14 protein-coding genes are annotated in these 26,069 nt (G+C 75.0%); 7 read left to right on the top strand and 7 right to left on the bottom strand.

What is annotated here, in order from left to right; genetic code table 11:
- Window positions 1-28: 28 nt before the first annotated feature.
- From ACH4J0_RS10745 to ACH4J0_RS10720, 6 genes are all read right to left on the bottom strand, one after another.
- Window positions 29-934: a sterol desaturase family protein gene (locus ACH4J0_RS10745; protein WP_396238421.1), complete on the bottom strand. Its 906-nt coding sequence runs from the start codon at window positions 932-934 to the stop codon at window positions 29-31.
- 125 nt (window positions 935-1,059) lie between these two features.
- The gene (locus ACH4J0_RS10740; RefSeq protein WP_396238419.1) at window positions 1,060-1,842 is read right to left on the bottom strand and encodes a hypothetical protein; all 783 of its coding nucleotides are present in this window, start codon (window positions 1,840-1,842) and stop codon (window positions 1,060-1,062) included.
- 52 nt (window positions 1,843-1,894) lie between these two features.
- Window positions 1,895-2,137 (bottom strand): MbtH family protein, encoded by a 243-nt coding sequence (locus tag ACH4J0_RS10735; protein WP_396238417.1) that lies wholly within the window; start codon window positions 2,135-2,137, stop codon window positions 1,895-1,897.
- 37 nt (window positions 2,138-2,174) lie between these two features.
- Window positions 2,175-3,026: a dimethylargininase gene (gene ddaH, locus ACH4J0_RS10730; protein WP_396238415.1), complete on the bottom strand. Its 852-nt coding sequence runs from the start codon at window positions 3,024-3,026 to the stop codon at window positions 2,175-2,177.
- A gap of 84 nt (window positions 3,027-3,110) precedes the next feature.
- Entirely contained in the window at window positions 3,111-3,941 is an 831-nt protein-coding gene (locus ACH4J0_RS10725; RefSeq protein WP_396238413.1) for an ABC transporter permease, read from the bottom strand.
- A 129-nt stretch (window positions 3,942-4,070) separates the two neighbouring features.
- Window positions 4,071-4,982, bottom strand: coding sequence for an ABC transporter ATP-binding protein (locus ACH4J0_RS10720; protein ID WP_396238411.1), 912 nt, complete (start codon window positions 4,980-4,982; stop codon window positions 4,071-4,073).
- A gap of 477 nt (window positions 4,983-5,459) precedes the next feature.
- Between ACH4J0_RS10720 and ACH4J0_RS10715 the strand changes: the two genes are divergently transcribed.
- Window positions 5,460-5,936, top strand: a complete 477-nt coding sequence (locus ACH4J0_RS10715) for a GNAT family N-acetyltransferase (protein WP_396238409.1) — start codon at window positions 5,460-5,462, stop codon at window positions 5,934-5,936.
- 136 nt (window positions 5,937-6,072) lie between these two features.
- Window positions 6,073-13,257 (top strand): amino acid adenylation domain-containing protein, encoded by a 7,185-nt coding sequence (locus tag ACH4J0_RS10710; protein ID WP_396238407.1) that lies wholly within the window; start codon window positions 6,073-6,075, stop codon window positions 13,255-13,257.
- Window positions 13,258-13,331: 74 nt separating this feature from the next.
- Here the strand turns inward: ACH4J0_RS10710 and ACH4J0_RS10705 are convergent, their stop codons facing one another.
- Window positions 13,332-14,138 (bottom strand): thioesterase II family protein, encoded by an 807-nt coding sequence (locus ACH4J0_RS10705; RefSeq protein WP_396238405.1) that lies wholly within the window; start codon window positions 14,136-14,138, stop codon window positions 13,332-13,334.
- 299 nt (window positions 14,139-14,437) lie between these two features.
- On the opposite strand from ACH4J0_RS10705, the gene asnB reads away from it, so the two are divergent.
- The 5 genes from asnB to ACH4J0_RS10680 are packed head-to-tail and all read left to right on the top strand — an operon-like array spanning window position 14,438 to window position 26,021.
- Window positions 14,438-16,321: an asparagine synthase (glutamine-hydrolyzing) gene (asnB, locus tag ACH4J0_RS10700; RefSeq protein ID WP_396238403.1), complete on the top strand. Its 1,884-nt coding sequence runs from the start codon at window positions 14,438-14,440 to the stop codon at window positions 16,319-16,321.
- The gene (locus ACH4J0_RS10695) at window positions 16,318-17,061 is read left to right on the top strand and encodes an aspartate/glutamate racemase family protein (protein ID WP_396238947.1); all 744 of its coding nucleotides are present in this window, start codon (window positions 16,318-16,320) and stop codon (window positions 17,059-17,061) included. The genes asnB and ACH4J0_RS10695 overlap by 4 nt, the downstream gene beginning before the upstream one ends.
- Window positions 17,058-18,803 carry a non-ribosomal peptide synthetase gene (locus tag ACH4J0_RS10690; RefSeq protein WP_396238401.1) on the top strand — a complete coding sequence of 582 codons (1,746 nt, stop codon included), beginning with the start codon at window positions 17,058-17,060 and terminating at the stop codon, window positions 18,801-18,803. Before ACH4J0_RS10695 ends, ACH4J0_RS10690 begins: the two co-directional genes overlap by 4 nt.
- Window positions 18,800-25,279, top strand: a complete 6,480-nt coding sequence (locus ACH4J0_RS10685) for an amino acid adenylation domain-containing protein (RefSeq protein WP_396238399.1) — start codon at window positions 18,800-18,802, stop codon at window positions 25,277-25,279. The genes ACH4J0_RS10690 and ACH4J0_RS10685 overlap by 4 nt, the downstream gene beginning before the upstream one ends.
- 4 nt (window positions 25,280-25,283) lie before the next feature.
- Window positions 25,284-26,021, top strand: coding sequence for an aspartyl/asparaginyl beta-hydroxylase domain-containing protein (locus ACH4J0_RS10680; RefSeq protein ID WP_396238397.1), 738 nt, complete (start codon window positions 25,284-25,286; stop codon window positions 26,019-26,021).
- Window positions 26,022-26,069 lie beyond the last annotated feature (48 nt).

Raw genomic sequence — 26,069 nt, 5'->3', positions numbered from 1 at the left:
CACGGTCGGCGGCCGACTTCGCGGATTGTCAGACGCCACCCCCGCCGGACACGGCCGGCTCGGGCTCGGCCACCGGATCAGGACTGCGCGTCGGGAGTTTCGACCAGCGGAACGGGGCCAGCAGCAGGCCCAGGTAGGAATCGGGCAGGCGGACGTCGTCGGCCAGGCCGATCTCCTCCGGGGGAATGCGGTCGCCGGGGAGCAGGAAGGTTCCGAACAAGAGGTCCCAGATGACGACCTTGCCGCCGAAGTTGTTGTTCGCCTCGCGCATGTCCTTGGAGTGGTGCCAGCGGTGCTGCTCCGGCCCGGGAACCAGGTAGTTCAGCGGTCCCAGGCGGACGTCCATGTTCGAATGCATGGTGACGCCGTGGCAGTTGTAGAAGGTCAGCAGGATGATCAGGCCGGAGATGCTGTGCAGGGTCCACCCGGTGAGGGCCAGTGGGAAGACGATCGCCACGTCGTCGAGGAAGAAGTCGATCGGGTGGAAACGGGCCGAGTTGAGCCAGTAGAGCCGCTCCGAGCTGTGGTGCACCGCGTGAAACCGCCAGAAGAACCGCGCTCCGTGGATCCAGCGGTGCATCCAGTAGTAGAAGAACTCTCCGACGAAGAGCGCCAGCGCGGCCTGGGCGGCCGGAGGCCAACTCGTCGGCCACAGTGTGCTGTCCAGCTCCTTCGAGAGGAAGACGGAGCCGGCGAACAGGACCGAGAGGAAGAGCGGCTCCACCAGCCGGGCGACCACGAGCAGGGCCACCAGGCTGGAGGTGGCGTCCGTCACCACATCGTTGCGCGAGCGGTTCCACCCCTCGTAGAACGGCTGGACCCGCTCCAGGACGGCCACGTACACCGAGGCGAAGACCGTGACCATCGGGACGATGGCCCACTGCGGGAACGAGGTGTCGACGAGCGAGACGGAGGCCCCGAGGGTCAACACCATGAGGATCGGGTAACTGAGATACCTGATGACGAAACGCAGGGCCCCGCGGACTCCTCCGGGCTCTCCGAGCATGACTTCCCCCGTCATCTCCTTGACACACCTTCCTGCCCGTGGCGGGCGACGTCCTACTCGGTTCCGGTGCTTCCGACGTTCTGCTGCCACACCCGGAGTGGCCCGATCGGCGCGAATCCGTTCGCCGCGGCAGCAGCCAGCCCTTCTCCTCGTTCATATCCGACCAGGTCGGCTCCAGGGACTTCGCGCAGCGCACAGGAGACGACTCCGGCCCACGTCGACGCGGACTCCCCCTCGGGTCCGAAGACGTTCGACACTCCGGCGACACCGTCGCTCAGGTGCAGGACGGCTCCGGCCACCAACCGCTCGTCCGAGAACCCGCCGAGGAAGACGACGCCGTCCTCGGACAGGAGGACCTCGGGAAATGCCCGTGCGGATCGGTCGGTGCCGCCCCACGCCGTCTCCCAGGCCCACAGGTCGTCGAGGCCGGTGATGCGCCGCCAGCGTTTGCCTGCCGCGACCTGCGACACGGTGACTCCGGGCGGCGCGGCCGAAGTCGGCCGGTGGATCCACTCCGCCTCGAAGAGGACCTCGTAATCCCCCGGGAGGAGATCGAGGCACCCGAAGCTGTCCTTGACCGAGAGCGGCCCGGACGAACCGGGCGCCCCGGGCACCCCGCCCTGGAGCGTCTCCAGCACCTCGGCGCCGGAGATCGACGGACTCAGTGTCACCAGGTTGGGATAGTAGGCGAGGGTGTTCCGCGGGCTCACCCAGGCGACACCGGTCGTCTCTCCGGGGAATCCGAACGCCCGGCACATCACCTCGCACCACGAGGCGTTGTTCCGTGCCGCGGCCAGGACGGTCGGCGCACCCACGCCGGACGGACTGCTGAGCATCGTGACGTTCCCCATCGATGGTGGCTCGGCCGGAGGCCCGGGCGGGCCGCGGTCAGCCGAGGGCGGGGCCGGCTGGGGCGGTGGGCTGCTGGGTGGTGGTCTCCACCAGGCTGTTGGGGCGGATGTCGGTCCAGGTGGTCTCGATGTGGTCGACGCAGTCCTGCCGCCCGGCCGGGCCGAACGTCTGCTGCCAGCCGGCGGGAGCCGGGGCGAAGGCGGGCCACAGGGAGTGCTGGCCCTCGTCGTTGACCAGGACCAGGTAGTCGGCGTCGGGGTCGTCGAAGGGATTCGTCATCGGGTCGTCCTCTCTCGGTGGGGTGGGGCCGGGCCGGTCAGCGGCCGCGCAGCTCCAGGGTGCAGCACTTGACGCTGCCGCCCGCCTTGAGCAGCTCGGTGAGGTCCACGCCGATCGGCTCGAAGCCGCGCCGGCGCAGTTCGCCGATCAGGTGGGTGGCCGATTCGGGCAGCAGCACGTGCCGGCCGTCGGAGAGCGCGTTGAGGCCGAAGACCGCGGCGTCCTCGTCGGTGGCCAGGACGGCGTCCGGGAAGAGCTCGCGCAGCACCGCGCGGCTCCCGGGGGTGAAGGCCTCCGGGTAGTACATGACCTCGTCGTCGGAGAGGACGGCGAGGGCCGTGTCCAGGTGGTAGAACTCCGGGTTGACCAGGGTCAGGCCGGTCACCGGAACGCCGAAGAACTCCTGGGCCTCGGCGTGCGACCTCTGGTCGGTGCGGAAGCCGGTGCCGGCCAGCAGGCGGCGGCCGACCAGCAGGTAGTCGCCCTCGCCCTCGTTGATGTGCTCGGGCCACAGGAGGTCGGAGTAGCCCCGGTCGCGGAACCATGAGAGGTAGGCCGGGCCCTCGGCGGTGCGCTCGGCGTGGCGGAAGCGCGCCCCGAGGACCTTCCCGTCGATCACGGTGGCGCCGTTGGCCGCGAAGACCATGTCGGGCAGGCCGGGCAGCGGGTCGATCTCCTCGACGGTGTGGCCGAGTTCGCGGTAGAGGTCGCGCAGTCGGATCCACTGGGCGAGCGCGCGATCGGCGTCGACCGGCTTCTCCGGGTGCATCCAGGGATTGATGGAGTAGCTGACCCCGAAGTGGCTGGGCCTGCACATCAGGAAGCGGCGCGGGCGCGCGGTGCGCACCGGTGGCCGCTCGCTCGGGCCCGGTCGGGTGGTGTCCGTCATGGACGTGGTCCTCCTTGGTCTGCGCGGTGCCCGGGGGAAGGCCGGGCCCGGGTCGGGTCGGGGGCTGTGGCGCGCTCCCCCGGTTCAGTCGATGAGCCGCCGGCGCATCCCGCGGACGGCCAGGTACCAGGCGAGGGCGGCGAATCCGGCCAGTACGGCCCCGTGCAGCGCGTCCGCCGCGCCCAGCGTCCCGAAGGCGGCGTGCCGGACCGTCTGGGTGCAGTGGTAGATCGGGTTGACGGCGGCGACGGCGTGGACCCAGCCGGGCAGGCCGTCCAGCGGGAAGAACACGCCCGCGGCCATCACCAGCGGGGTCAGTACGCCGGAGACCACGAGCCGCAGCCAGTCGATGGCCGGCACCAGGCACGACACCCACATGCCGAGCAGGGCGAAGGCGAAGCCGGAGACCAGCGCCACCAGCGGCACCAGCAGCAGCTCCGGCGTCGGCGGGAGGCCGATGGCGAGCGTGACCAGCAGGGGCGCGGTCCCGTACACGGAGGACTTGACGGCGATCCAGGAGGCCTCGGCGGTGACCAGTTCCCAGACGTCGACGGGCTGGCACAGGACGGCGTCGTAGATCTTCTGGTACTTGCGGCGGTTGAAGCTCTCGAACATCCCGGCGAAGGCCGAGGCGAAGAGCACCGAGGTGACCACCATGCCGACGCCGACGAACTGCGGGTACGGGTGGCCCTGGACGGAGTCGATCAGCCGGCTGAAGCCCAGGCCGAAGCCGGTCATGTAGACCAGCGGCTCGATCAGCGAACCGAAGGTGATGGCGGGCCAGTAGCGGCGGAAGAGCAGCAGCTCGCGCAGCCAGACCGCGCGCATGGTCGGCCACAGGGCCGACGGGCGGCCCGGTCCGGCGGCGGGGCCGGCCTGTTCCCGGGTGCGGGGCGTGGGCGTCGCCGTGGTCATCGGGTGTCCTCTCTCTGGGGGCCGGCGGGCGGCCGGCGCGCGGTCCTGCGGCCGACCGGTCCCGGACGGGGGCGGCCGGCTCGCGGGGCGCGACGGCGCGGGCGGCTTCAGCCGGATCTCAGCCGGATCTCAGCCGAACAGTTCTCCGGTCAGGGCGACGAAGACGTCCTCCAGGGAGGTCGGGCGCAGCACGTCCGGGGGCCCGAGGCGCTCGTGCAGCTGCGCGGGGAGGGTCTCGGCCCGCAGGACGGAGACGGCCGGCCCGGTACGGCGGCTGGGCAGTCCGGCCCGGGCGGCTTCGGCCTCGACCAGTTCGCGCCGGGCCGCGTCGCCCCGGTACTCGGCGGCCTGGGCGCCCGCGTGGGCGCGCAGCAGTTCCGCCGGGGTGCCCCGGGCGATCAGCCGACCGCCGAACACCACGGCCACCTCGTCGGCGAGCCGCTCGGCCTCCTCGATGTAGTGGGTCGACATCACCACGGTGGTGCCGCTCTCGCGCATCCCGTCGATGACGTCCCACAGGTCCTGGCGGATCTGCGGGTCGAGGCCGACGGTGGGCTCGTCCATGAGCAGCAGCCGTGGGTTGTTGACGATGCCCCGGGCGAGCAGGACCCGGCGGCGCATGCCGCCGGAGAGCGCGTCGGCCCGGGTGTCGGCGCGGTCGGTGAGGCGGACCGCGGCCAGGGCGCGGTCGACGGCGTCACGATACCCGGCGCGGGGCAGGGCCGTGAAGCGCACGAAGACGTCGAGGTTCTGTCGGACCGTCAGTTCGGGGTCGATGTTGTCGTGCTGCGGTACGACGCCGACCAGGGCGCGGGCCCTGCGGGAGTCGTCCGGCATCCGGTGCCCGAAGACCTCCACCGTGCCCGAGTCCGCCCGGGTCTGTCCGGTGAGCATCCGCATGGTGGTGGACTTGCCGGCGCCGTTGGGTCCGAGCAGGCCCAGGAACGTGCCTGCGGGCACCTCCAGGTCCAGGCCGCCCACCGCCGTGGTGGTGCCGAAGGTCTTGACCGCACCGCTGATTCGGACGGCAGGGGTGTCCACGCGGGCCGCTCCTTTCGGGAAGGGTCTGGGAAAGTCCGGGAAGTCCGGGGAGTTCCGGGTCAGTCGCGGAGTCCGCCGCGCCGGGTCGACCGGTGTCCTCGGGACCGGGGAAATCCGGACCCGGCTTCCGATCGGATACGGGTTGTCTCCGGCCGACGTGATGTCACAACGGCTCTCGGAGTGCCGCGGGTTCGATTCCGATCGCCTGCACGGCGCGCGCTTATCTAACCGCAGAATGGCCTTGCCGGGAACCCGCCCGGAGGGGGTTCCCATGTCCATGACCAGGTGTTATGTTGACCGAAGATCAATGCCGCTGGGACCGCTCTGTGTCGGCCCATCCGGGGGGAATTTCGGCTCAACCACCCATCGCCGCACCGACGTTGCGTCATTGTGCGATGGGTGTCGATCGCGCGTTTCCACCCTTGATGGCCGACCCGCGGCAGAACCGCCCGCGAAACCCCGTTCAAGGAGATGTGGATGCAATCCGACGCACCGTTCACCGGTAACGTCCACCTGCGGGCGGCGCGGGCGCAGGACGCCGCGGCCGTCACCGAGGTCTTCCTTGCCTCCCGTGCGGCGGCCATGCCGTACCTCCCCCGCCTGCACAGTGACGAGGCCACCCTGTGGTGGGTCACCAACGTGGTACTGGCGGACACCCGGGTCTGGCTGGCCGAGGACGCCGGCACCGGGGCCCTCCTGGGCTTCGCCGCACTCGACGGCGACCTGCTCGACCACCTCTACCTGCGTCCCGACGTCCGCCGCCGCGGCATCGGGACGCTGCTGCTGGAAGCCGTCAAGGAGGCGAGCCCCGAGCGGCTCTCGCTGCACGTCTTCCAGAAGAACACCGGGGCGCGCGCGTTCTACGAGCGGCACGGCTTCGTCCTGGTGGACAGCGACGACGGCAGCCGCAACGAGGAGAACGAGCCCGACATGACCTACCGCTGGACCGCCTGACCCCTTCGCAGCATGCGGCAGTACCCCGCCGAGGGACATCGGCGGGCCCCAACGGCCAAGAGCCACCGGACGACCACCGTCCGTCCCGCCCGGCCCACCAGGCCCGCGGGACGGATCGACCTGGAGGGAAGCCCCCGTGCTGGGCGAACACAGCCTGCCCGCGGAAACACCGCTGTCGTACGCGCAGTTGGCGCTCTGGTTCAACGACCGCCTCCAGGGCGGGGACGCCTCGTACAACGTCCCGGTGGCCCTGCGTCTGACCGGCGAGGTCGACCACGGGGCGCTCCGGGCCGCCCTGGACGACGTGCTGGAACGGCACGCGGCCCTGCGCACCGTGTTCCCCGAGCGGGACGGCGTGCCGCGCCAGCAGGTGCTGCCGATGGCCGAGGTGCCCCCGGTGCTCACCGTGGTGCCCACCACCGAGGCGGAGCTGCCGGCCCTGATCGCGGCCGAGTCCGGGCACGTCTTCGACCTGGAGTCGGAAGTCCCGCTGCGGGTACGGCTGTTCTCGCTCGGCCCGCGGGAGCACGTGGTGCAGATGGTGCTGCACCACATCGCCGGCGACGGCTGGTCGATGGCCCCGCTGGCCCGCGACCTCAGCACCGCGTACCTGGCCCGGCGGCAGGGCCTGGCCCCGATCTGGTCCCCGCTGCCCGCCACGTACGCCGAGTACGCCGTGCGCCAGCACGCGAACCTCGGCGACCTGGACGACCCGCGGAGCAGCGGCGGCCGCCAGCTCGCCTACTGGCGCGAGGCCCTGGCCGGCCTGCCCGACTTCCTGGAACTCCCCACCGACCACCCGCGGCCGGCCGCGATGTCACACCGGGGCGAGTTCTTCCCCTGGGACCTCCCGGCCGAGCTGCACCGCGAGCTGCTCGCACTGTCCCGCTCCTGCCGGGTCAGCATGTTCATGGTGCTCCAGGCCGCGCTGGCCGCCGTGCTGACCCGCTCCGGGGCCGGTACGGACATCCCGATCGCCAGCCCGATCGCGGGCCGCACCGACGAGCGCTACGACGAGGTCGTCGGCTACTTCGTCAACCCGCTGGTCCTGCGCCTGGACACCTCCGGCGACCCGACCTTCCGCGAGCTGCTCAAGCGGGTGCGCCGCACCGACCTCCAGGGCTTCGCCCACCAGGAGTTCCCCTTCGAGCGGCTGATCACGGCGCTCAACCCGCACCGCTCGCTGGCCTGGCACCCGCTGTTCCAGGTCATGCTGGCCTTCCAGAACACCCCCGAGGCAAGCCTCGCCCTGCCCGGCATCGAGACCGAGATCGCCGAGGCGGGCCCGGGCGGCGCCAAGTTCGACCTGTCCTTCAACGTCCGGGAGCTGCACGACGCCGACGGCGCCCCCGCCGGTCTCGGCTGCTTCGTCGAGTACAGCACCGACCTGTTCACCCGGGCCGGCGCCGAGGCCCTGACCGCCCGGCTCGGCCGGCTGCTCGCCGCGGCCGCAGCCGACCCGGACCAGCCGATCGGCGCCTACGAGCTGCTCTCCGCCGACGACCGGCTGGAGCTCCTGGAGCGCGCCGCCGGGCCCGCCCTGCCCGCCGCCACCGTCACCTACCACGCCGCCTTCGAGCAGCGCGCCGCCCTGGAGGGCGAGGTCACCGCCCTCGTCGCCGAGGACGGCCGGCTCACCTTCGCCGAGGTCAACGAGCGGGCCAACCGGCTCGCCCGGGAGCTCGTGCGGCGCGGGGCCGGCCCGGAGCGGTACGTGGTGCTGGCTCTGCCGCGCACCAGCGACCTGCTGATCGCCCTGCTCGCCGTGCTCAAGTCGGGCGCCGCCTACGTCCCGGTCAGCCCCGCCGCGCCGCGCGAGCGGCTGGCCGCCGTCCTCGCCGACGCCGAGCCGGTCTGCGTGCTGGCCACCGTCGCGGACGCCGCACGGCTGCCGGACGCCGCGCCCGTCCTGCTCCTGGACGAGCCCGCGGTCCGGGCCGCCGTCGCCGCCCACCCCGGCGGCGACCTGACCGACGCCGACCGCACCGGTCCCACCGGCCCGCTCGACCCGGCCTACGTCATCCACACCTCCGGATCGACCGGCGTCCCCAAGGGCGTGGTGATCCCGCACGGCGGCCTCAGCAGCCTGATGCAGCACCACCGCACCCGGATGGTCCGGCCCTCCGGCGGCCCCGGGGGCCGGCGCCTCCAGCTCGGCCTGGTCGCCTCGATCACCTTCGACACCGCCTGGGAGCCGCTGTTCTGGCTTCTGGAGGGCCACCCGCTGCACCTGCTGAGCGACGAGGTCCGGCTCGACCCCCGGGCCCTGGTCGCCTACGTGCGCCGCGAGCGCCTGGACTTCCTCGACCTCACCCCGACGTACGTCCCGGCGCTCACCGCGGCCGGCCTGTTTGCCGAGGAGGAGCACCGACCGACGGTGCTAATGCTCGGCGGCGAGGCGGTCGGCCCGGCGCTGTGGACCGAACTCTCCGCCCTGCCCGACGTCGCGGTGTTCAACTACTACGGCCCGACCGAGTGCACCGTCGACGCCCTCGCCTGCGACCTGACGGACAGCGCGACCCCGGTCATCGGCCGGCCCCTCGACAACACCCGCGCCCAGGTGCTGGACGAGCGGCTCCGCCCCGTCCCGCTCGGCGTACCCGGCGAGCTGTACCTGTCCGGGCCGCACCTGGCCCGCGGTTACCTGCGCCGCCCCGGCCTCACCGCCGAGCGCTTCGTCGCCGACCCGTACGGCCCGCCCGGGGCCCGGATGTACCGCACCGGCGACCTCGCCCGAATGCGCCGCGACGGCCAGGTGGAGTACCTCGGCCGGGCCGACGGGCAGGTCAAGATCCGGGGCTTCCGGATCGAGCCCGGCGAGGTCGAGGCGGCGCTGCTGCACCACCCCGCCGTCGTCCAGGCCGCCGTACTGGCCCGCGGCGACAGCGCCGAGGAGCGCTACCTGGCCGCCTACCTGGTGACCGAGGACGGCAGCGCCCCCGACCTCGCCGAGGTGCGCGAGCTGCTGGCGGGCCGACTGCCCGACTACATGATCCCGGCGGCCTACGCCGTGCTCGACCGGCTGCCGCTCAACTCCAGTGGCAAGCTGGACGGTTCGGCCCTGCCCGAGCCCGGGCTGCGCGCCGCCACCGGCCCGTCCCGGGCTCCCCGGGACGCCCGCGAGGCCGCGCTCTGCGCGCTGCTCGCCGACGTCCTCGGCGTTCCCGCGGTCGGCCCCGACGACGACTTCTTCGCGCTCGGCGGGCACTCGCTGCTGGCCACCCGGCTGGTCAGCCGGGTGCGCACCGCCCTGGGCGCCGAACTGCCCATCCGGGCGGTCTTCGAGAGCCCCACCGCCGCGGGACTGGCCCGCCTGGTGGGGACCGACCGGTGCCGTCCGGTGCTGACCACCGCCGCCCGCCCCGAGCGGATCCCCCTCTCCCACGCCCAGCGCCGGCTCTGGTTCCTCCAACGGCTGGACCCGCTGAGCGACGCGTACCACATCCCGCTCGCCCTGCGCCTCGGCGGCGACCTCGACGCCGACGCGCTCGCCGCCGCCCTGCACGACTGCGCCGTGCGCCACGAGGCCCTGCGCACCGTCTTCCCCGCCGACGCGGACGGCCCCCGGCAGCTGGTCCTCGACCCGGACCGGCTCCCCCCGCTGCTGCGCCGCGCCGACGCCGCCGGGGTGACCCGGGAGGAGCTGGTGGAGGCGCTGCGCACCGCCGCCGCCCGGCCCTTCGACCTCGCCGCCGAGCCGCCGCTGCGCGCCGACCTCCTCGCCCTCGCACCCGACCGGCACGTCCTGCTGCTGACGGTCCACCACATCGCCTGCGACGGCTGGTCGCTGGGCCCGCTCGCCCGCGACCTGGGCACCGCCTACCGGGCCCGGTCGGCCGGCCGCGCGCCCGAGTGGACCGATCTGCCCGTCCAGTACGCCGACTACACCCAGTGGCAGCTCGCCCTGCTCGGCGACGACGGGGACCCGGCCAGCCCGGCCGCCCGCCAGTGGCGGTACTGGAGCGAGGCCCTGGCCGGTCTGCCCGAGGAGATCGCCCTGCCGGTGGACCGGCGCCGCACCGCCGAGACCGGCCCGCAGGCCGACCACGTCCCGCTGCGGCTGACCGGCGACGACCACCGGGCCCTGGCGGCGCTCGCCCGGGCGCACGGCGCCAGCCTCTTCATGGCCGTCCAGGCCGGTCTCGCGGCGCTGCTCACCCGCCTCGGCGCGGGCACCGACATCCCGATCGGCGCCCCGGTCGCCGGCCGCACCGACGAGGCCCTGGACGACCTGGTCGGATTCTTCGTCAACACCCTGGTGCTGCGCACCGACACCGACGGCGACCCGGGCTTCCGCGAACTACTGCTCCGGGTCCGGGACGCGGACCTGGCCGCCTACGCCCACCAGGACCTGCCGTTCGAGCGGATCGTCGAGCTGGTCAACCCGGAGCGCTCCCCCGGCCGCCACCCGCTGTTCCAGGTCGCCCTGGTGATGGACCAGGCCGGTCCCGCCGTGGACATCCCGGGCCTGGAGAGCGAGGTGATCGCCGCCGGCCCGGCGCCGGCCAAGTTCGACCTCACCGTCACCCTCGGCGCGCCCACCGGCCCGGACGGCGAGCTGAGCGGCGCGATCGAGTACCGCACCGACCTGTTCGACCGGGCCACCGTCGAAGCGCTCTCCCGCCACCTGGCGCGGCTGCTCGGCGCGGCGGCGGCCGACCCGGAACGGCCGATCGGCCGTCTGGACCTGGCCGCGGAGGGCGAGCGGTCCGGCCTGCTGGCCGACTCCGTCGGCGAGCGGCGGGAACTGGCGCCGACCACGCTGGCCGCGCTGGTGCGGGAGCGGCTCGCCACCCCGTCCGACACCCCGGCGCTGGTCTTCGAGGGCGAGGCGCTCGACCCGGCCGAACTGGACCGCCGGATCGAGGCGATGGCCCGCCGGCTCGCCGCCGTGGGTGTCCGCCCGGGCAGCCTGGTCGCGGTGGCCGTGCCCCGGTCGGTGGAGCTCGTGGTGGCGCTGTGCGCCGTCCACCGGGCCGGCGGCGCCTACCTCCCGCTCGACCCCGACTACCCGGCCGACCGGCTCGCCTTCATGCTGGCGGACGCCCGCCCGGCCGCCGTGGTCGCCGCCGCCGAGCAGCTCGCGCTGCTCGGCCCCGCCGACGGCGTGCCGTGCCTGTCCCCGGAGGACCTGCCGGCGCCCGAGGGCGTCACCCCGACCGCACCGGGCCCCGAGGACCCGGCGTACGTGATCTACACCTCCGGCTCCACCGGCCGCCCCAAGGGCGTGCTCGTCCCGCACCGGGGCATCGCCAACCGGCTGCGCTGGGGCCAGGAGGAGTACCGCCTGACGGCCGCCGACGCGGTGCTGCAGAAGACCTCGTCCAGTTTCGACGTCTCGGTCTGGGAGTTCTTCTGGCCACTGGTCACCGGTGCCACCCTGGTGGTGGCCAAGCCGGACGGGCACCGCGACCCGGCCTACCTGGCGGACCTGATCGACCGTCAGGGCGTCACCGTCGCCCAGTTCGTGCCGTCCATGCTGGACGCCTTCCTGCAGCACCCGCAGGCCACCGACCACACCGGGCTGCGCCTGGTGGTGGCCAGCGGCGAGGCGCTGTCGGCCGCCACCGTGCGCAGGTTCCGGCAGGTGCTCCCGGGCGTCCGGCTGGCCAACCTGTACGGGCCCACCGAGGCGTCCGTCGAGGTGACCGCCTGGGAGTGCGGCCCGGCGGACGAGCAGCCGCGTCCGGTGCCGATCGGGCGGCCGGTCTGGAACACCGGCGCCCACGTCCTGGACGCCGCCCTGAACCCGGTGCCGCCGGGCGTGCCGGGCGAGCTGTACCTCTCCGGCGAGCAGCTCGCGTACGGCTACCTCGGCCGTCCGGCGCTCACCGCCGAGCGCTTCGTCGCCGACCCGCACGGAGCTCCGGGCACCCGGATGTACCGCACCGGCGACCTGGCGCGTCGCCGCCGCGACGGCGCGGTGGAGTACCTGGGCCGGGTGGACGGCCAGGTGAAGGTGCGCGGCTACCGGATCGAACTCGGCGAGGTCGAGGCCCGGCTGGGCGAGCACCCGGCGGTCTCGGCCTGCGCGGCGACCGTCCGCGAGGACCGGGCCGGCGCCGTCCGGCTGGTCGCCTACGTGGTGCCGGCCCCGTCGGCGCAGCCGCCCACGGCCGCCGCGCTGCGCGCCCATCTGCGCGGCCACCTGCCCGAGTTCATGGTGCCGACCGCCTACGTGCCGCTCGGCGAGCTCCCGCTGAGCGTCAACGGCAAGCTGGACCGCCGGAGGCTGCCCGAACCGCAGACCCACGTGGAGAGCCGGGCCCGGGAGCCGCGGACGCCGGCCGAGCGCACCCTGGTCGCGCTGTTCGCCGAGCTGCTCGGCGTGCCCGAGGTCGGTCCGGAGGACGACTTCTTCCTCCTCGGTGGCCACTCGCTGCTGCTGATCCGGCTGGTCGAGCGGATCCACGCGGAGTTCGGCGCCGAACTGCCCGTCCGGGCGCTGTTCGAGGCGCCGACCCCGGCCGCGCTGGCCGAACGGCTGACCGGGCGGCAGCCGGGGCCCGCCGGGACGGCCTTCGAGCCGCTGCTGGCCCTGCGGGGCACCGGCGACCGGCCGCCGCTGTTCTGCGTCCATCCGGTGACCGGCGACGGCCTCGGCTTCCTCGGCCTGCTGCGCGGCCTCGACCCGGACCAGCCGGTCCACGCCTTCCAGGGCATCGGCCCGGTCGGTGGCGGGCCGCGGCCCGCCACCATGGACGGGCTGGCGCGGGAGTACCTGGAGCGGATCCGGGCCGTCCGGCCGCACGGACCCTACCGGCTGCTCGGCTGGTCGTTCGGCGGGCTGGTCGCCCACCAGATCGGCGTCCTGCTGCGCGAGGCGGGCGAGGAGGTCGACCTGGTGGCGCTGCTGGACAGCCTGCCGGCCCCGGCGGACGCCGGGCAGGTGGACGACACCGTCGTGCTGGCCGAGCTGCTGACCACGATCGGCGCGCCCGAGGACGAGGTGGCCGCCGTGCTGGCGGACCGGTGGCGGCCGAAGCCTGCGGAGCTGCTCGACCGGCTCGCGGTCGCGCTGCGCGAGGCCGCGCCGCGCGACGAGGAGCAGCTGGAGGTCTTCCTCGACTCCTGCCGCTACCACGCCGGGCTGATGACGGGCTGGACACCGGGGGTGCTGGACGCGCCGGTGGTGGTCTTCACCGCCTCGGCCGACAACCGGCCGGAGGAGACGGTGGCCGCCTGGCGGGCGCACTCCACCGGGCCGGTGCTGGACCACCCGGTCGCCGCCCGACACCTGGACCTCGCCAACGCCGGACCGATCGACGAGATCGCCCGGGTCGTCGCGGCCGCCCTCCGGCGGGCCGACGGAGCCCGGTGACGGCGGTCCGTCCGGAGTGTTCCGGACGAACCGCCGCCCGCCGCCCGGCCCCGCGGGGGGCCGGGCGGCGGGGGTCAGGCCCCCTGGGCCTCCAGGCCCGCCCGGGCCTCCGCCGCGAGTTCCGCGAGCACCTCGGTGCGCTGCTGGTGCAGGAAGAAGTGGTCGCCCGGCAGGATGCGGTGGCGGAAGCGCGCCGCCGTGGTGCAGCGCCAGCCGGTGATCCACTCCGGACCGGCCATCAGGTCGTCCGAGCCGCCGAGCGCCAGCACCGGGCACGGCAGCACGGTCGGCCGGATCCGCTCGTTGTACTCGGCCAGCAACGTGACGTCCGCCCGGAGCACCGGCAGCACCATCCGCATCAGGTCCTGGAACTCCAGGACCTCGGCGGGGGTCCCGCCGAGGTCGACGAGGCGCTCCAGGAGGTCGTCGTCGGTGAGGTCGTGCAGCTGGGCCACGTCCGGTGTGCCGGGCGCCCGGCCCCCAGAGACCACCAGGGAGAGCGGCAGCGGCCGCCCGTCGGCGGCGAGCCGGCGGGTCGTCTCGTAGACGATCCGCGAGCCCATGCTGTGACCGAGGAGGATGAAGGGCTCGTCGGCCGGGCGGCTCGCCAGCACGGCGAGCAGGCCGTCGACGACCTCGTCCATGCCGGCCGCCGGCGGCTCGGCGAGGCGGGTGCCCCGCCCGGGCAGCTCCACCGGAACCACCGTCAGGTCCGGCTGGCCGGTGTCGCGGGCCCAGGGCAGGTAGGCGCTGGCGGAGCCGCCGGCGTGCGGCAGGCAGTAGACGCGTACGGACCCGGACCCCCCGTCCGGCTCGGCATCACGGTGCCACGGCGTCCATCGGGCCACCTCGTCGGGCAATACGGCGGGCCATCCGGTCATCAATTCTTCTCTTTCGTTCCCGGTCCATTCGAGGAAGCCTGAGGCCCAGGCCTCCCGGACGACTTTATGCGCTGATTTTCCGATAGGTCCAGCCCGCCATCCGACATGTGCCGGAAATTCGCGATCAGGCCGTGGCGGGGCTTTTCCGCGCCCGAAAACAGCCAATTAACACAGCGAAATCTCGCACTTTCCCGGGCCATCCGACTCTGTTACGGTGCTATCCGTCCGGGCTCCTTCCCGGATATTTCCAGAGTATTTCCGACGGCACGTGCGAACATCCACGGGAGAGGGCGGACACAATGTGCGGAATAACCGGCGTATTCGTCCTGGGCGGTGGTCGCCCGGCCGACGCCGAGGCGGTCGCCGCGATGACGGCCTGTCTGGTGCACCGGGGGCCCGACGACGACGGCCACCACACCGCGGACGGCGTCGCCCTCGGCTTCCGCCGGCTGGCCCTGAACGACCTCGCCCACGGCAACCAGCCGCACCGCACCGAGGACGGGACGCTCGTCTCGGTCTGCAACGGCGAGATCTACAACCACCGCGAGCTGCGCACCGCGCTGGGCCGCCGCGGCCACCGCTTCCGCACCGAGAACGACACCGAGGTGCTGGTCCACCTCTACCGGGAGTACGGCAAGGAGCTGACCGCCCATCTGGACGGCCAGTTCGGCTTCGCCCTGCACGACGCCGCCGAGCGGCGGCTGCTGCTCGCCCGGGACCGCGCCGGCATCGTCCCGCTCTTCTACACCGTCACCGACGGCCTGCTGGTCTTCGCCTCCGAGGTCAAGGCGATCCTGCGCCACCCCGCCGTGCGCGCCCGGGTCGACCTGCGCGGCCTCGACCAGGTGCTGACCCTGCCCGGGCTGGTCAGTCCCCGCACCATGTTCGAGGGCATCAGCGCGCTGCGTCCCGGGGAGCGGCTGATCGCCGACCGCACCGGGGTGCGCACCGAGCGGTACTGGGACCTCGACTTCCCGCTCGCCGGCGACCTCGCCCCGGTGGCCCCCGCGGACCTGGACGGGGAGCTGGACCGGTTCGCCGACAGCACCGTCGGGCTGCTCGACACCGCCGTCCGCAGCCGGCTGCTCGCCGACGTGCCGATCGGGATGTACCTCAGCGGCGGCCTCGACTCCAGCCTGATCGGCGCCCTGATGTCCCGGGCCGAGCCCGGCCGCGCCTGGCCCAGCTTCTCGGTCACCTTCCCCGGCCGGGACTTCGACGAGGGCCCGCACCAGCGGCTGGTCGCGGGCAAGCTCGGCACCGACCACCACGAGGTGCCGGTCGGCGAGCACGAGGTCGCCGAGCGGATCGCCGCCATGGTGCGACACGCCGAGGCCCCCGTCCGCGAGTCGTACAACGTCTGCTCGCTCGCGCTGTCCGAGGCCGTGCGCGCCGCCGGGACGGTCGGCGCGCTCAGCGGCGAGGGCGCCGACGAGCTCTTCGGCGGCTACCCCGGCTACCGCTTCGACGCCACCGGCCTCGGCGGCAGCCGGCTCACCGGCCTGGACGCCTCCCTGGAACGGGAGTTCCGCCAGCGGATGTGGGGGGTGGACCTCGCCTACGAACAGGACCAGCTGCCCGCCCAGGAGTTCCGCCGCGAGCTGTACGCCGAGGACCTGGCGCACGCGCTGGACGAGTTCTCCGTCACCAGCCAGCGCCTGGTCGACCCCGGGCGGCTGGCCGGGCGCCACCCGCTGCACCAGCGCTCCTACCTCGACTACCACCTGCGGCTCGCCGACCACCTGCTCGGCGACCACGGCGACCGGATGGCCCTGGCCAACGGCGTCGAACTGCGCTTCCCCTTCCTGGCGAACGCCGTGGTCGACCACGCGACCACGGTGCCGCCGGAGCTGATGCTCGCCCACGGCCGGGAGAAGGCCGTCCTGCGCCGGGCGGCCGAGGGGCTCGTCCCCGCCGAGGTGCTCGGCCGGCAGAAGTACGGCTTCCGCGGCCAGACCAGCAGCCACCTGCTGAGCACCGGCGCCGACTGGTTCGAGGAGCTGATCTCCCCCGCGACCGTCCGCCGCCAGGGCTACTTCAACCCGGACACCGTCGCCGCCCTGACCGCGCGCCAGCGCACCGACGGCCGCCAGGTGCACGCCCACCTGGACACCGACTACCTGATGCTCGTCGCGACCTTCGCCCTCTTCGTCGAGGAGTTCGACCTGCCGTGCCTGGGATGACCCTCACCGCCGCGGCACCGTCCGCCGCCCCCGCCGCCCGCCCGGTCCACCCGCTGATCGGGGTGCTCGGCGGCATGGGGCCGCTGGCCTCCACCGAACTGCTGCGCACCGTCTACCGGGCCTGCCGGCACCAGCCCGAGCAGGAAACCCCCCGGCTGCTGCTGTGGTCCGACCCCGCCGTGGTGGACCGCACCGAGGCCATCGGCAGCGGCGAACTCGACGCGCTGCGGCACGCCGTGGAGACCTCGCTGCGCGGCCTGCTGGCGGCCGGCGCCGAGCGCACGGTGATCGCCTGCATCACCGCCCACCACGTGCTCGGCGACCTGCCCGACGACCTCGCGGCGCGCTGCGTCTCCCTGGTCGACATCGTGCACGAGGAACTGGCCGCGGCCACCGAACCGCACCTGCTGCTCTGCTCCTCCGGCACCGCCCGGGCCGGCCTGCTCACCTCCGGCCCCGCCGGGGCCCGCGCCGCCGAACGGCTGGTCGCACTGCGCCCGGCGGACCAGGACGCGCTGCACGAGCGGATCCACCGCCTCAAGCGCGGCGAGGACCCCGCCCGCACCATCGACTTCCTGCGCGAGACCCTGCCCCGCTACGGCGTGCGGGCCTTCGTCGCCGCCTGCACCGAACTGCACCTGGTCACCAGGGCGATCGAGGACGCCGGTCTGGGCGGGGAACTGCCCTCCCTCGACCCGCTGACGGTCGTGGCCCGCCGGATCATGAACGGAGAGTTGTGAGCCACACGAGCATCCTCGACCGCTGGGCCGACCAGGTCGAGCAGCGAGCCGCCGAACCCGCCCTCGCCACCGCCGGCCGGGACTGGAGCCACCGCGACCTGGCCGAGCTGGCCACCGGCCTGCGGGCCCGGCTCGCCGAGGGCACCGGGCCCGTCCTGGTGGCCTGCGCCGACCCCGTCCCGGTGGTCGCCGCGGTCCTCGCCTGCGCCGCCACCGGCCGCGCGTTCGCCCCGGTCGACACCCGCCAGCCCGCCGTGCGCTGGACCGCCCTGCTGGCGGACCTGCGGCCGGGCACCGTGCTCGCCGACACCGCCGGCCGCGCCGCCCTGGCCGCCGCCGCGCAGCACGAACTGCCCCTGCTGGAGGCCGAGTCCGTCACCGGCCTGCCGTGGACGGCCGACCACTGGCGCGGCCTCGACGGCCCCGACGCCGGGTACGTCTACTTCACCTCGGGCACCACCGGGCGCCCCAAGGGCATCCGGGGCAGTTTCGAGGCCGTCGCCCACTTCCTGGACTGGGAGATCGCGGAGTTCGCCGTCGCGCCCGGCACCCGGGTCTCCATGCTCACCTCCCCCGGCTTCGACGCCTTCCTGCGCGACGCCCTCATCCCGCTCTGCGCCGGCGGCACCGCCGTCGTCCCCGCGCCCGGCGCGATCCCGGTCGGCGCGGCGCTCGGCGACTGGCTGGCCGAGCAGCGGATCGAGCTGCTGCACTGCGTGCCCACCGTGTTCCGCACCCTGCGCGCCGCCGGGCTCACCGCCGGCTCCCTGCCCCGGCTGCGCGCCGTCCTGCTGGCCGGCGAGCCGGTCCGCCCCGCCGACGTCGCCTGGTGGCGCGGTCTGTTCGGGGCCGGCAAGGAACTGGTCAACCTCTACGGCCCGTCCGAGACCACCATGACCAAGGTGTTCCGCCGGCTCACCGCCGAGGACGCCGAGGCCGAGACCGTCCCGGCCGGCCACCCGATGCCCGGCGTCGAGATCAGCGTGCTGGTCGCCGGACGCCCCGTCACTGAGGCGATCGGCGAGATCGAGATCCGCACCCCGTTCCCGCTGCGCGGCTACCTGGGCGAGACCCCCGGCGGCTTCGCCGGACCGGACCGCTACCGCACCGGCGACCTCGGCCGGGTGCGCGCCGACGGCGCCCTGGAGGTCCTCGGCCGCCGCGACCAGCAGGTCAAGGTGCACGGTGCCCGGGTCGAACTCGGCGAGACCGAGGACGGGCTGCGCCGCCACCCCGGCATCGCCGACGTCTGCGCCGCGCTGGTCGAGGAGACCGACGGCGAGCCGGTGCTGTGCGCCTACCTGGTCGCCTCGGACGTCACCGACGAAGAACTGCGCGACCACGCCGCCGAGACCCTGCCCGCCGCCGCCCGCCCCGCCCTCTACCTCCGGCTCGCCGCCATCCCGCGCACCCTCAGCGGCAAGGCCGACCGGCGGGCGCTGCCCAGTCCCGCCGCAGCCCGGGCCGGCCACACCGGCGAACAGCCGCTGGAGGGCCTGGAGGCCGGGATCGCCGAGCTCTGGCGAGAGCTGCTGCACGTTCCCAGCGTCGGCCGGCACGACGACTTCGCCCTGCTCGGCGGGGACTCGCTGGGCATCGCCCGGCTGCTGGACGGGCTGCGCACCCGCTTCGGCGTCGAGGTGCCGCTGCGGGTGTACGTCGGCGCCCCCACCGTCGCCGGGCTGGCCGCGGCCGTCGCCGCCGGCCGCGACGGGGCCCACCCGGACGGTGAGCGCCGATGAGCCGCGACACCTCCCTGCCGCCGCGGGCCGACCGCGGCCGCGCCCCGCTCTCCTACGCCCAGCGCTCCATCTGGCGGGCCGAGCAGGTGCTGCCCGGCACCGCCCTGCACAACGAGAGCGCCGCCTTCCACGTCAGCGGCCCACTGGACCCGGCCGCCCTGGAGCGGGCGCTCGCCGAGGTCGCCCGGCGGCACGAGATGATGCGCTGCTCCGTCGTCGCCGACGGCGCCGGCGAGCCCCGGCAGCTGTTCGCCGAGCGGGTCCGGCCCACCGTCGAGACCGTCGACCTGGCCGACCTGCCCGAGCCCGACCGGGCGGAGCGGCTCACCGAGCTGGTCGCCCGGGCCGTGGCCGTGCCCTTCGACCTCGACCGGCCCCCGCTCATGCGGACCCACCTGTTCCGGCTGGGCGAGGACCGCTCGCTGCTGCTGTTCACCGCCCACCACATCGTGGTCGACGCCTGGGGCTTCGGCGTCTTCCTGGAATCCCTCGCCGCCTGCTACGCCGCCGCGCCCGGCGACGCCGGGGCCCCCGCCCCGGCCGACGGCCCCGACTTCGGCGACTACGCCGCCTGGCAGCGCGCCGGGGATGGTGACGGCGCCGGGCTCGACCACTGGACGTCCCGGCTCGCCGGGGAGCTGCCCACCGCCGACCTGCCCACCGACCCCGGCCGGGGCGGCGACCCGGTCGCCGGGGCGCTGCACCACTTCACCGTCCCCGCCGAACTGGCGGCCCGGCTCAGTGCCTTCGGGCGGGCCGAACTCGCCAGCCTGTCCACGGTGCTGCTCACCGCCTTCTGCGCCACCGCCGCCCGCTGGACCGGCCAGGACGACCTGGTGGTCGGCATGCCGGTGGCGACCCGCAACCGGACCGCCCTGGCCGGAGTGGTCGGCCCGCTGCTCAACATCGTGGCCCACCGCGCCGACCTCGGCGGCGAGCCCGGCTTCCGGCAGGCCCTGGCCCGCACCCGGCAGCAGCTGAAGGCCGACCTCCGGCACCGGGACACCCCCTTCGACCTGGTGGTGGAGCGCCTCGGCCGCGCCGCCGGCGGGCGGACCCCGCTGTTCCAGCTGATGTACTCCTTCCACAGCGGCCCCACCACCACCCTGGAGCTGCCCGGCGTCCGGACCACCCCCGCGCCCTCGCACAGCGGCACCGCCAAGTACGACCTGACCTTCTTCCTCAGGCCACGCCCCTCGGGCGCCCTGGACGCCACCCTGGAGTACCGCACCGCGCTGCTCGCCCCCGAGACGGCGGCCGACTTCGCGGACTCGCTGCTGTGCCTGCTGGAAGCCGCCGTCGCCGACCCGGACCGGCCGCTGACCGAGCTGCCGGTGCTCTCCGAGTCGCGCCGCCGCCAGGTCCTGACGGACTTCAACCGGGCCCCGGACGGCGGACGCGACTGGGCCACCGTCCCGCGGGCCCTGGCCGAGCTCGCCCGGCGGGACGGCTCCGCGCCGGCCGTCGAGTCCCCCGGCACCGCCCTCACCCGGGCCGGCGCCGACGCGGCCGCCGACCGGGTCGCCGACCGGCTGACCACCCGCCACGGCGTGCTGCCCGGCGACCGGGTGGCCCTGCGGGTGGACCGCGACGCCGCCCTGGTGCCGCTGATCGTCGGCATCTGGCGGGCCGGGGCCGTCCTCGTCCCGCTGGACGAGGCCATGCCCGCCCCACGCGCCGAGCACGTGCTCACCGACAGCGGCGCCCGGCTGCTGGTCGGCGACGGCCTGCCGGGCCTGCCCGCCGTCGACCCGGCCGCGCTGCTGGCCGAGGGGCCGGAGCCGGCCGCGGCCCCGGCGCCCGGCCCGGCGCCCGAGGACCTCGCGTACCTGATGTACACCTCGGGCTCCACCGGGCTGCCCAAGGGTGTCGCGGTGCCGCACGGCTGCGTGGCCAACCTGCTGCACAGCGTGGTCTCCGCCGAGCCGGGCCTCGGCCCCGAGGACACCCTGCTCGCCGTCACCTCGATCACCTTCGACATCTCGGTCCTGGAGCTGTTCGCCCCGCTGCTGGCCGGCGGCCGGGTCGTGGTCGCCCCGCGCGCGAGCGTCCGGGACGCCGAGGCGCTCGGCACCCTGCTGGAGAGCAGCGGCGCCACCGTGATGCAGGCCACCCCCTCGCTCTGGCGCGGGCTGCTGGACGGCGGCTGGCCGGGCCGGCCCGGACTGCGGGCGCTGTGCGGCGGCGAGGCCCTGGACGGCGACCTCGCCGAACGGCTACTGACCCGCTGCGCCGAGCTGTGGAACCTGTACGGGCCCACCGAGACCACCATCTGGTCCACCGTCGGACGGGTGCGCTCCGGCGAGCCCGTCACGGTCGGCCGCCCGGTCGCCCGCACGGTCTGCTACGTCCTCGACCGGCGGCTGCGCCCGGTGCCGCGCGGCGCCGTCGGCGAGCTGGTGATCGGCGGGGCCGGTGTGAGCGCCGGGTACCGCAACCGCCCCGAGCTCACCGCCGCCGCCTTCGTGCCCGACCCGGTCGACCCGGCCGGCGGCACCGTCTACCGAACCGGCGACCTGGCCCGGCACCTTCCGGACGGCCGGATCCTGGTGCTCGGCCGGGCCGACCAGCAGGTCAAGATCCTCGGCCACCGCGTCGAGGTCGGCGAGGTGGAGTCCCTGCTGACCGCCCACCCCGCGGTACGCCAGGCGGCCGTGGTCGTGGACCGGCAGCAGCCGGCCGGCCCCCGGCTGGTCGCCTTCGTCACCGCGCGGTCCGAGGGCGAAGCGCTGTCCGAGGACGGGGCCCTGGCCGACTCGCTGCGCCACCACCTGCGCGAGCGGCTGCCCGCCGCCGCCGTGCCCGGCCCGATCGCCGTGCTGCCCGCCCTGCCCCTGAACACCAGCGGCAAGGTGGACAGGCCGGAACTGCTGCGCCGCGCCGGGGAGTTGGCCGCCGCCCAACGGACCGCGCCGGTCACCGAGGCCGAGCGGACCGCCGTCGCGCTCTGGGCGGAGGTGCTGGGCCTGCCCGCCGAACGGGTCGGCACCGCCGACGACTTCTTCGCCGCGGGCGGCAACTCCATCGCCGCCACCCGCCTGCTCGGCCGGGTCCGGGCCCGGTTCGGCGGCGCGCCCTCGCTCGCCGAGTTCTACACCGATCCCACCCCGGCCGCGCTGGCCCGCACGCGGGCGGCTGCGACCGGCCCGACCGGTCCGACCGGTCCGACCGGCCGCACCGCCCGCTCCGCGCCCGACACCGTCCCGATGACCGACCAGCAGCGACAGCTGTGGCTGCTGCACCGGCTCGACCCGGAGTCGCCCGCCTACCACCTCCCGGCCGAGGTGGAGCTGACCGGTCCGGTGGACCGGGACGCCCTCCAGGGCGCCTTCGCCGACCTGGTGGCGCGCCACCCGGTGCTGGCCGCCCGCTGCGAACTGCGCGAGGAGGGCCCCGTCCTGCTGCTCGCGCCGACCACCGCACCGGTCCTCGCCGTCGTGGACGCGACGCCCGGGGAGGTGGCCGCGCTCGCCCGCGCCGAGGCGGTCCGGCCCTTCGACCTGGCCGCCGGACCGCTGCTGCGGCTCACCCTGGTCCGCACCGGCCCCGAGCGCTCGGTGCTGCTGTGCACCGCGCACCACCTCGCGGTGGACGGCTGGTCCATCGGGGTGGCCGTGCGCGAACTGGCCGCGCTCTACGCCGCGCGCCTCGGCCTGGCCGAGCCGCCGCCCGCGCTGGAGCCGGGTTTCGCCGACCACGCGGCCGAGCTCGCCGCGGAACCGTCCGTGACGGACCGTCGGCAGCAGCTGGACTACTGGCTGGAGCGGCTCGACGGGCACCCCGGGGTCCTGAACCTGCCCACCGACGTGCCCGCCCTGACCCGCCCGGCCGGCGCCGGCGCGACCCTGCCGGTCGCGCTGGCGCCGGAGGTGACGGCCGGGCTGCGCGAGGGCGCGGCGCGCCTGCGCACGACGCCGTTCGCCCTGCTGCTCACGGTGTACGCGGCCCTGCTGGGCCGCTACGCGGGCAGCGACGACGTGGTCGTCGGCGTCCCGGTGGCCAACCGCGACCGGCCCGAACTCGAGCCGCTGGTCGGCTCCCTGGTGAACACCCTGCCGGTGCGGGTGGACCTGTCCGGCGTGCCCTCCTTCGCCGAGCTGGTCGCCCGCACCGGACGGGCGCTGGCAGCCGACCTGGGCCGTCCGCTGGTCGCCTTCGACCGGCTGGTCGCCGGCCTCGGCCTGCCGCGCGAGCCGGGCCGGCCCAGCCTGGCGCAGGCCTCGCTGGTGTTCCAGGCCGCGCCGCCGACCGGGCTCCGGCTGGGCGGGGCCACCGGCGTGCTGCGGCAGCTGCCCACCGGCACCGCCAAGTACGACCTCACGCTGGCCCTGGACGAGCACTCCGACCGGATCGACGGCGGGCTGGAGTACGCCGCCGACCGTTTCGGCCCGGACTTCGCCGCCCGGTTCGCCCGGCACTTCGACGCCCTGCTGCGGGCCGCGCTGGCCGCGCCCGACGCCCCGCTGGACGCGGTCGAGCTCGCCGACCCGGCACTGCCCTCCCCCGCTCCGGCCCGTCCGGCCGGCCGGGTGCGCGCCGAGCACGCCCGGTCGGTGACCGAGCTGTTCCGTGCCCGGGCGGCCGCCCACCCGGACGCCCCCGCGATCCGCGCCTACGGCCTGACGGTGGACTACCGGCAGCTGGACGCCTGGAGCGACGCCGTCGCGACCCGGCTGCTGGCCCACGGCGCCGGACCCGGCCGGTTCGTCTCGGTGCTGCTGCCCGCCGGTCCGGTGCAGACCGCCGCGATCCTCGGCGTGGCCAAGACCGGCGCCGCCTTCGCGGTGCTCGACCCGGCCGACCCGGACGCCCGGCTGACGACCCTGCTGGCCGACGCCGAACCGGTCTGCCTGCTGGCCGCCGAGCCCGCGCTCGCCCGCCACCCCGGACTGCGCGGGGAGGTCGGGGACTTCGCCGGTGTCCCCGTCGAGACCCTCGACCCGTGCCCGCCGGACGCCGGGGCCCCCGCCGGCCCCGCCCCGGCCGCCTCCCCCGCGGCCGCCGGCGACCCGCTCTGCCTGGTCTACACCTCCGGTTCCACCGGCACCCCCAAGGGCATCGCCCTGCCGCACGCGGCGCTCGCCCAGTTCGCCGACTGGCAGCGCGAACGTTTCGGCATCCGGCCGGACAGCCGGATCGCCCAGTGGGCGCCGTTCACCTACGACGCCGCCTACACCGAGGTGTTCGCCGCGCTCTGCTCGGGGGCGGTGCTCTGCCTGCCGCCGGACGGGCTGCGCCGCGACCCGCTGGCGGTGACCGAGTGGCTGCGGGCCGAGCGGATCACCCAGATCCAGACCGTCCCGGCCTTCTTCCAGCTGGTCACCGAGGCGCTGGACGCGACCGGGACGCGACTGCCCGACCTGGAGCACGTCCTGATGGCCGGCGAGGTGCTCCCGGTGGCCCTGGCCGCCACCTGGGCGCACCGCCCCGACCGGCCCCGGCTGCACAACCTGTACGGGCCCACCGAGTGCGTGCTGGCGACGCACCGGGAGCTGGCGCCGGGCGAGGAGTTCCCCACCGGGGTGCCGATCGGCCTGCCCATCCCGGGCCGCGAGGCGGTCGTCCTGGACCACCGCGGCCGGCTCTGCCCGGTCGGGGTGGTCGGGGAGATCCACCTGCGCAGCGACCTGCTGGCCGGCTCCTACCACCGCCGGCCCGAGGAGAGCGCCCGGGCGTACGTCGCCGACCCCTGGGAGGACGGCGGCCGGCTGTACCGCACCGGCGACCTCGGCCGCCGGCTGGCGGACGGCGAGCTGGCGTTCGCCGGCCGGATCGGCAGCCAGCTCAAGATCCGCGGCAACCGGATCGAGCTGGAGGAGATCGAAGCCCTGCTGGAGCTGCACCCCGGGGTGCGCGAGGCCGCCGCCGCCGCGCACGGCGAGGGTCCGGCCCGGCGGCTGGTGGGCTACGCGGTCGCGGCGCCCGGGGTCACCGGCGCCGACCTGCGGGCGCACCTGGCCGAACGGCTGCCCGCCGCGGTGGTGCCGGACACCGTGATGCTGCTGGACGCGCTGCCCAAGACCCGCACCAACAAGCGGGACCGGGCCCGGCTGCCGCGCCCCGAGGCCGCCGCGCGGCCCGCCGACGCCACTCCGCTGGCCGGCGTCGAACAGCTCGTCGCCGACGCCTGGCAACAGCTGCTGGGCGGCGGCCCGGTGGGCCGACACACCAACTTCTTCGAGGCCGGCGGCGACTCGCTGCTGGCCGCCCGGCTCCAGCTGGAGCTCTCCCGCCGGCTGGACCGGCCGGTCCGGCTGGTCGACGTCTTCGGCCGGCCGACCATCGCCGAGTTCGCGGCCGGCCTGACCGACGGAGCCGGCACCCCGGGCGACCGGACCCAGGCCGCGACCGCCGAACCGCGCGGCGAACGGCGGCAGAACGCCGTCCGCGCCCGGGCCAGGGCCCGCCGCGAGGCCCGCGACCGGGCCGAGGGGGCGGACGCCGCCGACCAGTACACACCGACAGCAAGGGACTGAATCCATGGACGTCCAGAGCGTGATGACGGAGCTGCACGGCGCCCTCGGCACCGAGGGGCTGGAGCGGGTCGAGGAGTGCCTGCGCATCCTCACCGGGGAGCAGGCCCCCGAGTACCTGCACGAGGACCAGGAGCCGACCCGGCTGTTCTTCCCCGGGATCAGCGCCCTGCCCTGGCACGACACCGCCGAACTGCCCTGGGTGGCCCGGGTGGAGGAGGCGTACGGGGCGATCAAGGCGGAGTTCCTGGCGCTGCGCGAGGAGCAGGCCCGCTTCGCCCCGTACGAGGACCTGTACACCAAGGAGCTCGGCTGGCAGGGCTGGGACACCTACCAGCTCTATCGCAACGGGGAGTGGCGCGACGAGGTCCGCGAGCGCTGCCCCGAGACCCACGCCGCCGTGTCCGCGACCCCGCACGGGCCGCGCGACGGCATGTTCACCATCCTCAACCCCGGCGTGCACATCACCCCGCACACCGGCGGCGTGAACCTGCTGCTCACCGCGCACCTGCCGCTGATCGTCCCGCCCGGCTGCGCCATCAAGGTCGCCGACGACGAGCGCGGCTGGGAGGAGGGCAAGGTGATCCTCTTCGACGACAGCTTCATCCACGAGGCGTGGAACAAGGGCACCCAGCAGCGCGCCGTCCTGCTGTGGGACGTCTGGCACCCCGAGCTGACGCCCGTCGAGGTCCGGGCCCTGGAGATCCTCATGCCCCGCTTCCAGCGCTACCTGATGGCGGTCTGAGCCCCGGCCCGCACCCGGTCGCCCCCGGTCCTGCCCGCCCCGCCGCGC

The organism is Kitasatospora sp. NPDC017646, assembly GCF_044329365.1.
Classification (GTDB): Bacteria; Actinomycetota; Actinomycetes; order Streptomycetales; family Streptomycetaceae; genus Kitasatospora.
This window is presented reverse-complemented; position numbering and strand designations above follow the sequence as displayed.

What these genes read in the sequence shown, in the direction of transcription:
- ACH4J0_RS10745 (WP_396238421.1), bottom strand. Translation starts at nt 934, where the DNA reads ATGGTGTTGACCCTCGGGGCCTCCGTCTCGCTCGTCGACACCTCGTTC.
- ACH4J0_RS10740 (WP_396238419.1), bottom strand. Translation starts at nt 1,842, where the DNA reads ATGCTCAGCAGTCCGTCCGGCGTGGGTGCGCCGACCGTCCTGGCCGCG.
- ACH4J0_RS10735 (WP_396238417.1), bottom strand. Translation starts at nt 2,137, where the DNA reads ATGACGAATCCCTTCGACGACCCCGACGCCGACTACCTGGTCCTGGTC.
- ddaH (WP_396238415.1), bottom strand. Translation starts at nt 3,026, where the DNA reads ATGACGGACACCACCCGACCGGGCCCGAGCGAGCGGCCACCGGTGCGC.
- ACH4J0_RS10725 (WP_396238413.1), bottom strand. Translation starts at nt 3,941, where the DNA reads ATGACCACGGCGACGCCCACGCCCCGCACCCGGGAACAGGCCGGCCCC.
- ACH4J0_RS10715 (WP_396238409.1), top strand. Translation starts at nt 5,460, where the DNA reads ATGCAATCCGACGCACCGTTCACCGGTAACGTCCACCTGCGGGCGGCG.
- ACH4J0_RS10705 (WP_396238405.1), bottom strand. Translation starts at nt 14,138, where the DNA reads ATGACCGGATGGCCCGCCGTATTGCCCGACGAGGTGGCCCGATGGACG.
- asnB (WP_396238403.1), top strand. Translation starts at nt 14,438, where the DNA reads ATGTGCGGAATAACCGGCGTATTCGTCCTGGGCGGTGGTCGCCCGGCC.
- ACH4J0_RS10695 (WP_396238947.1), top strand. Translation starts at nt 16,318, where the DNA reads ATGACCCTCACCGCCGCGGCACCGTCCGCCGCCCCCGCCGCCCGCCCG.
- ACH4J0_RS10685 (WP_396238399.1), top strand. Translation starts at nt 18,800, where the DNA reads ATGAGCCGCGACACCTCCCTGCCGCCGCGGGCCGACCGCGGCCGCGCC.
- ACH4J0_RS10680 (WP_396238397.1), top strand. Translation starts at nt 25,284, where the DNA reads ATGGACGTCCAGAGCGTGATGACGGAGCTGCACGGCGCCCTCGGCACC.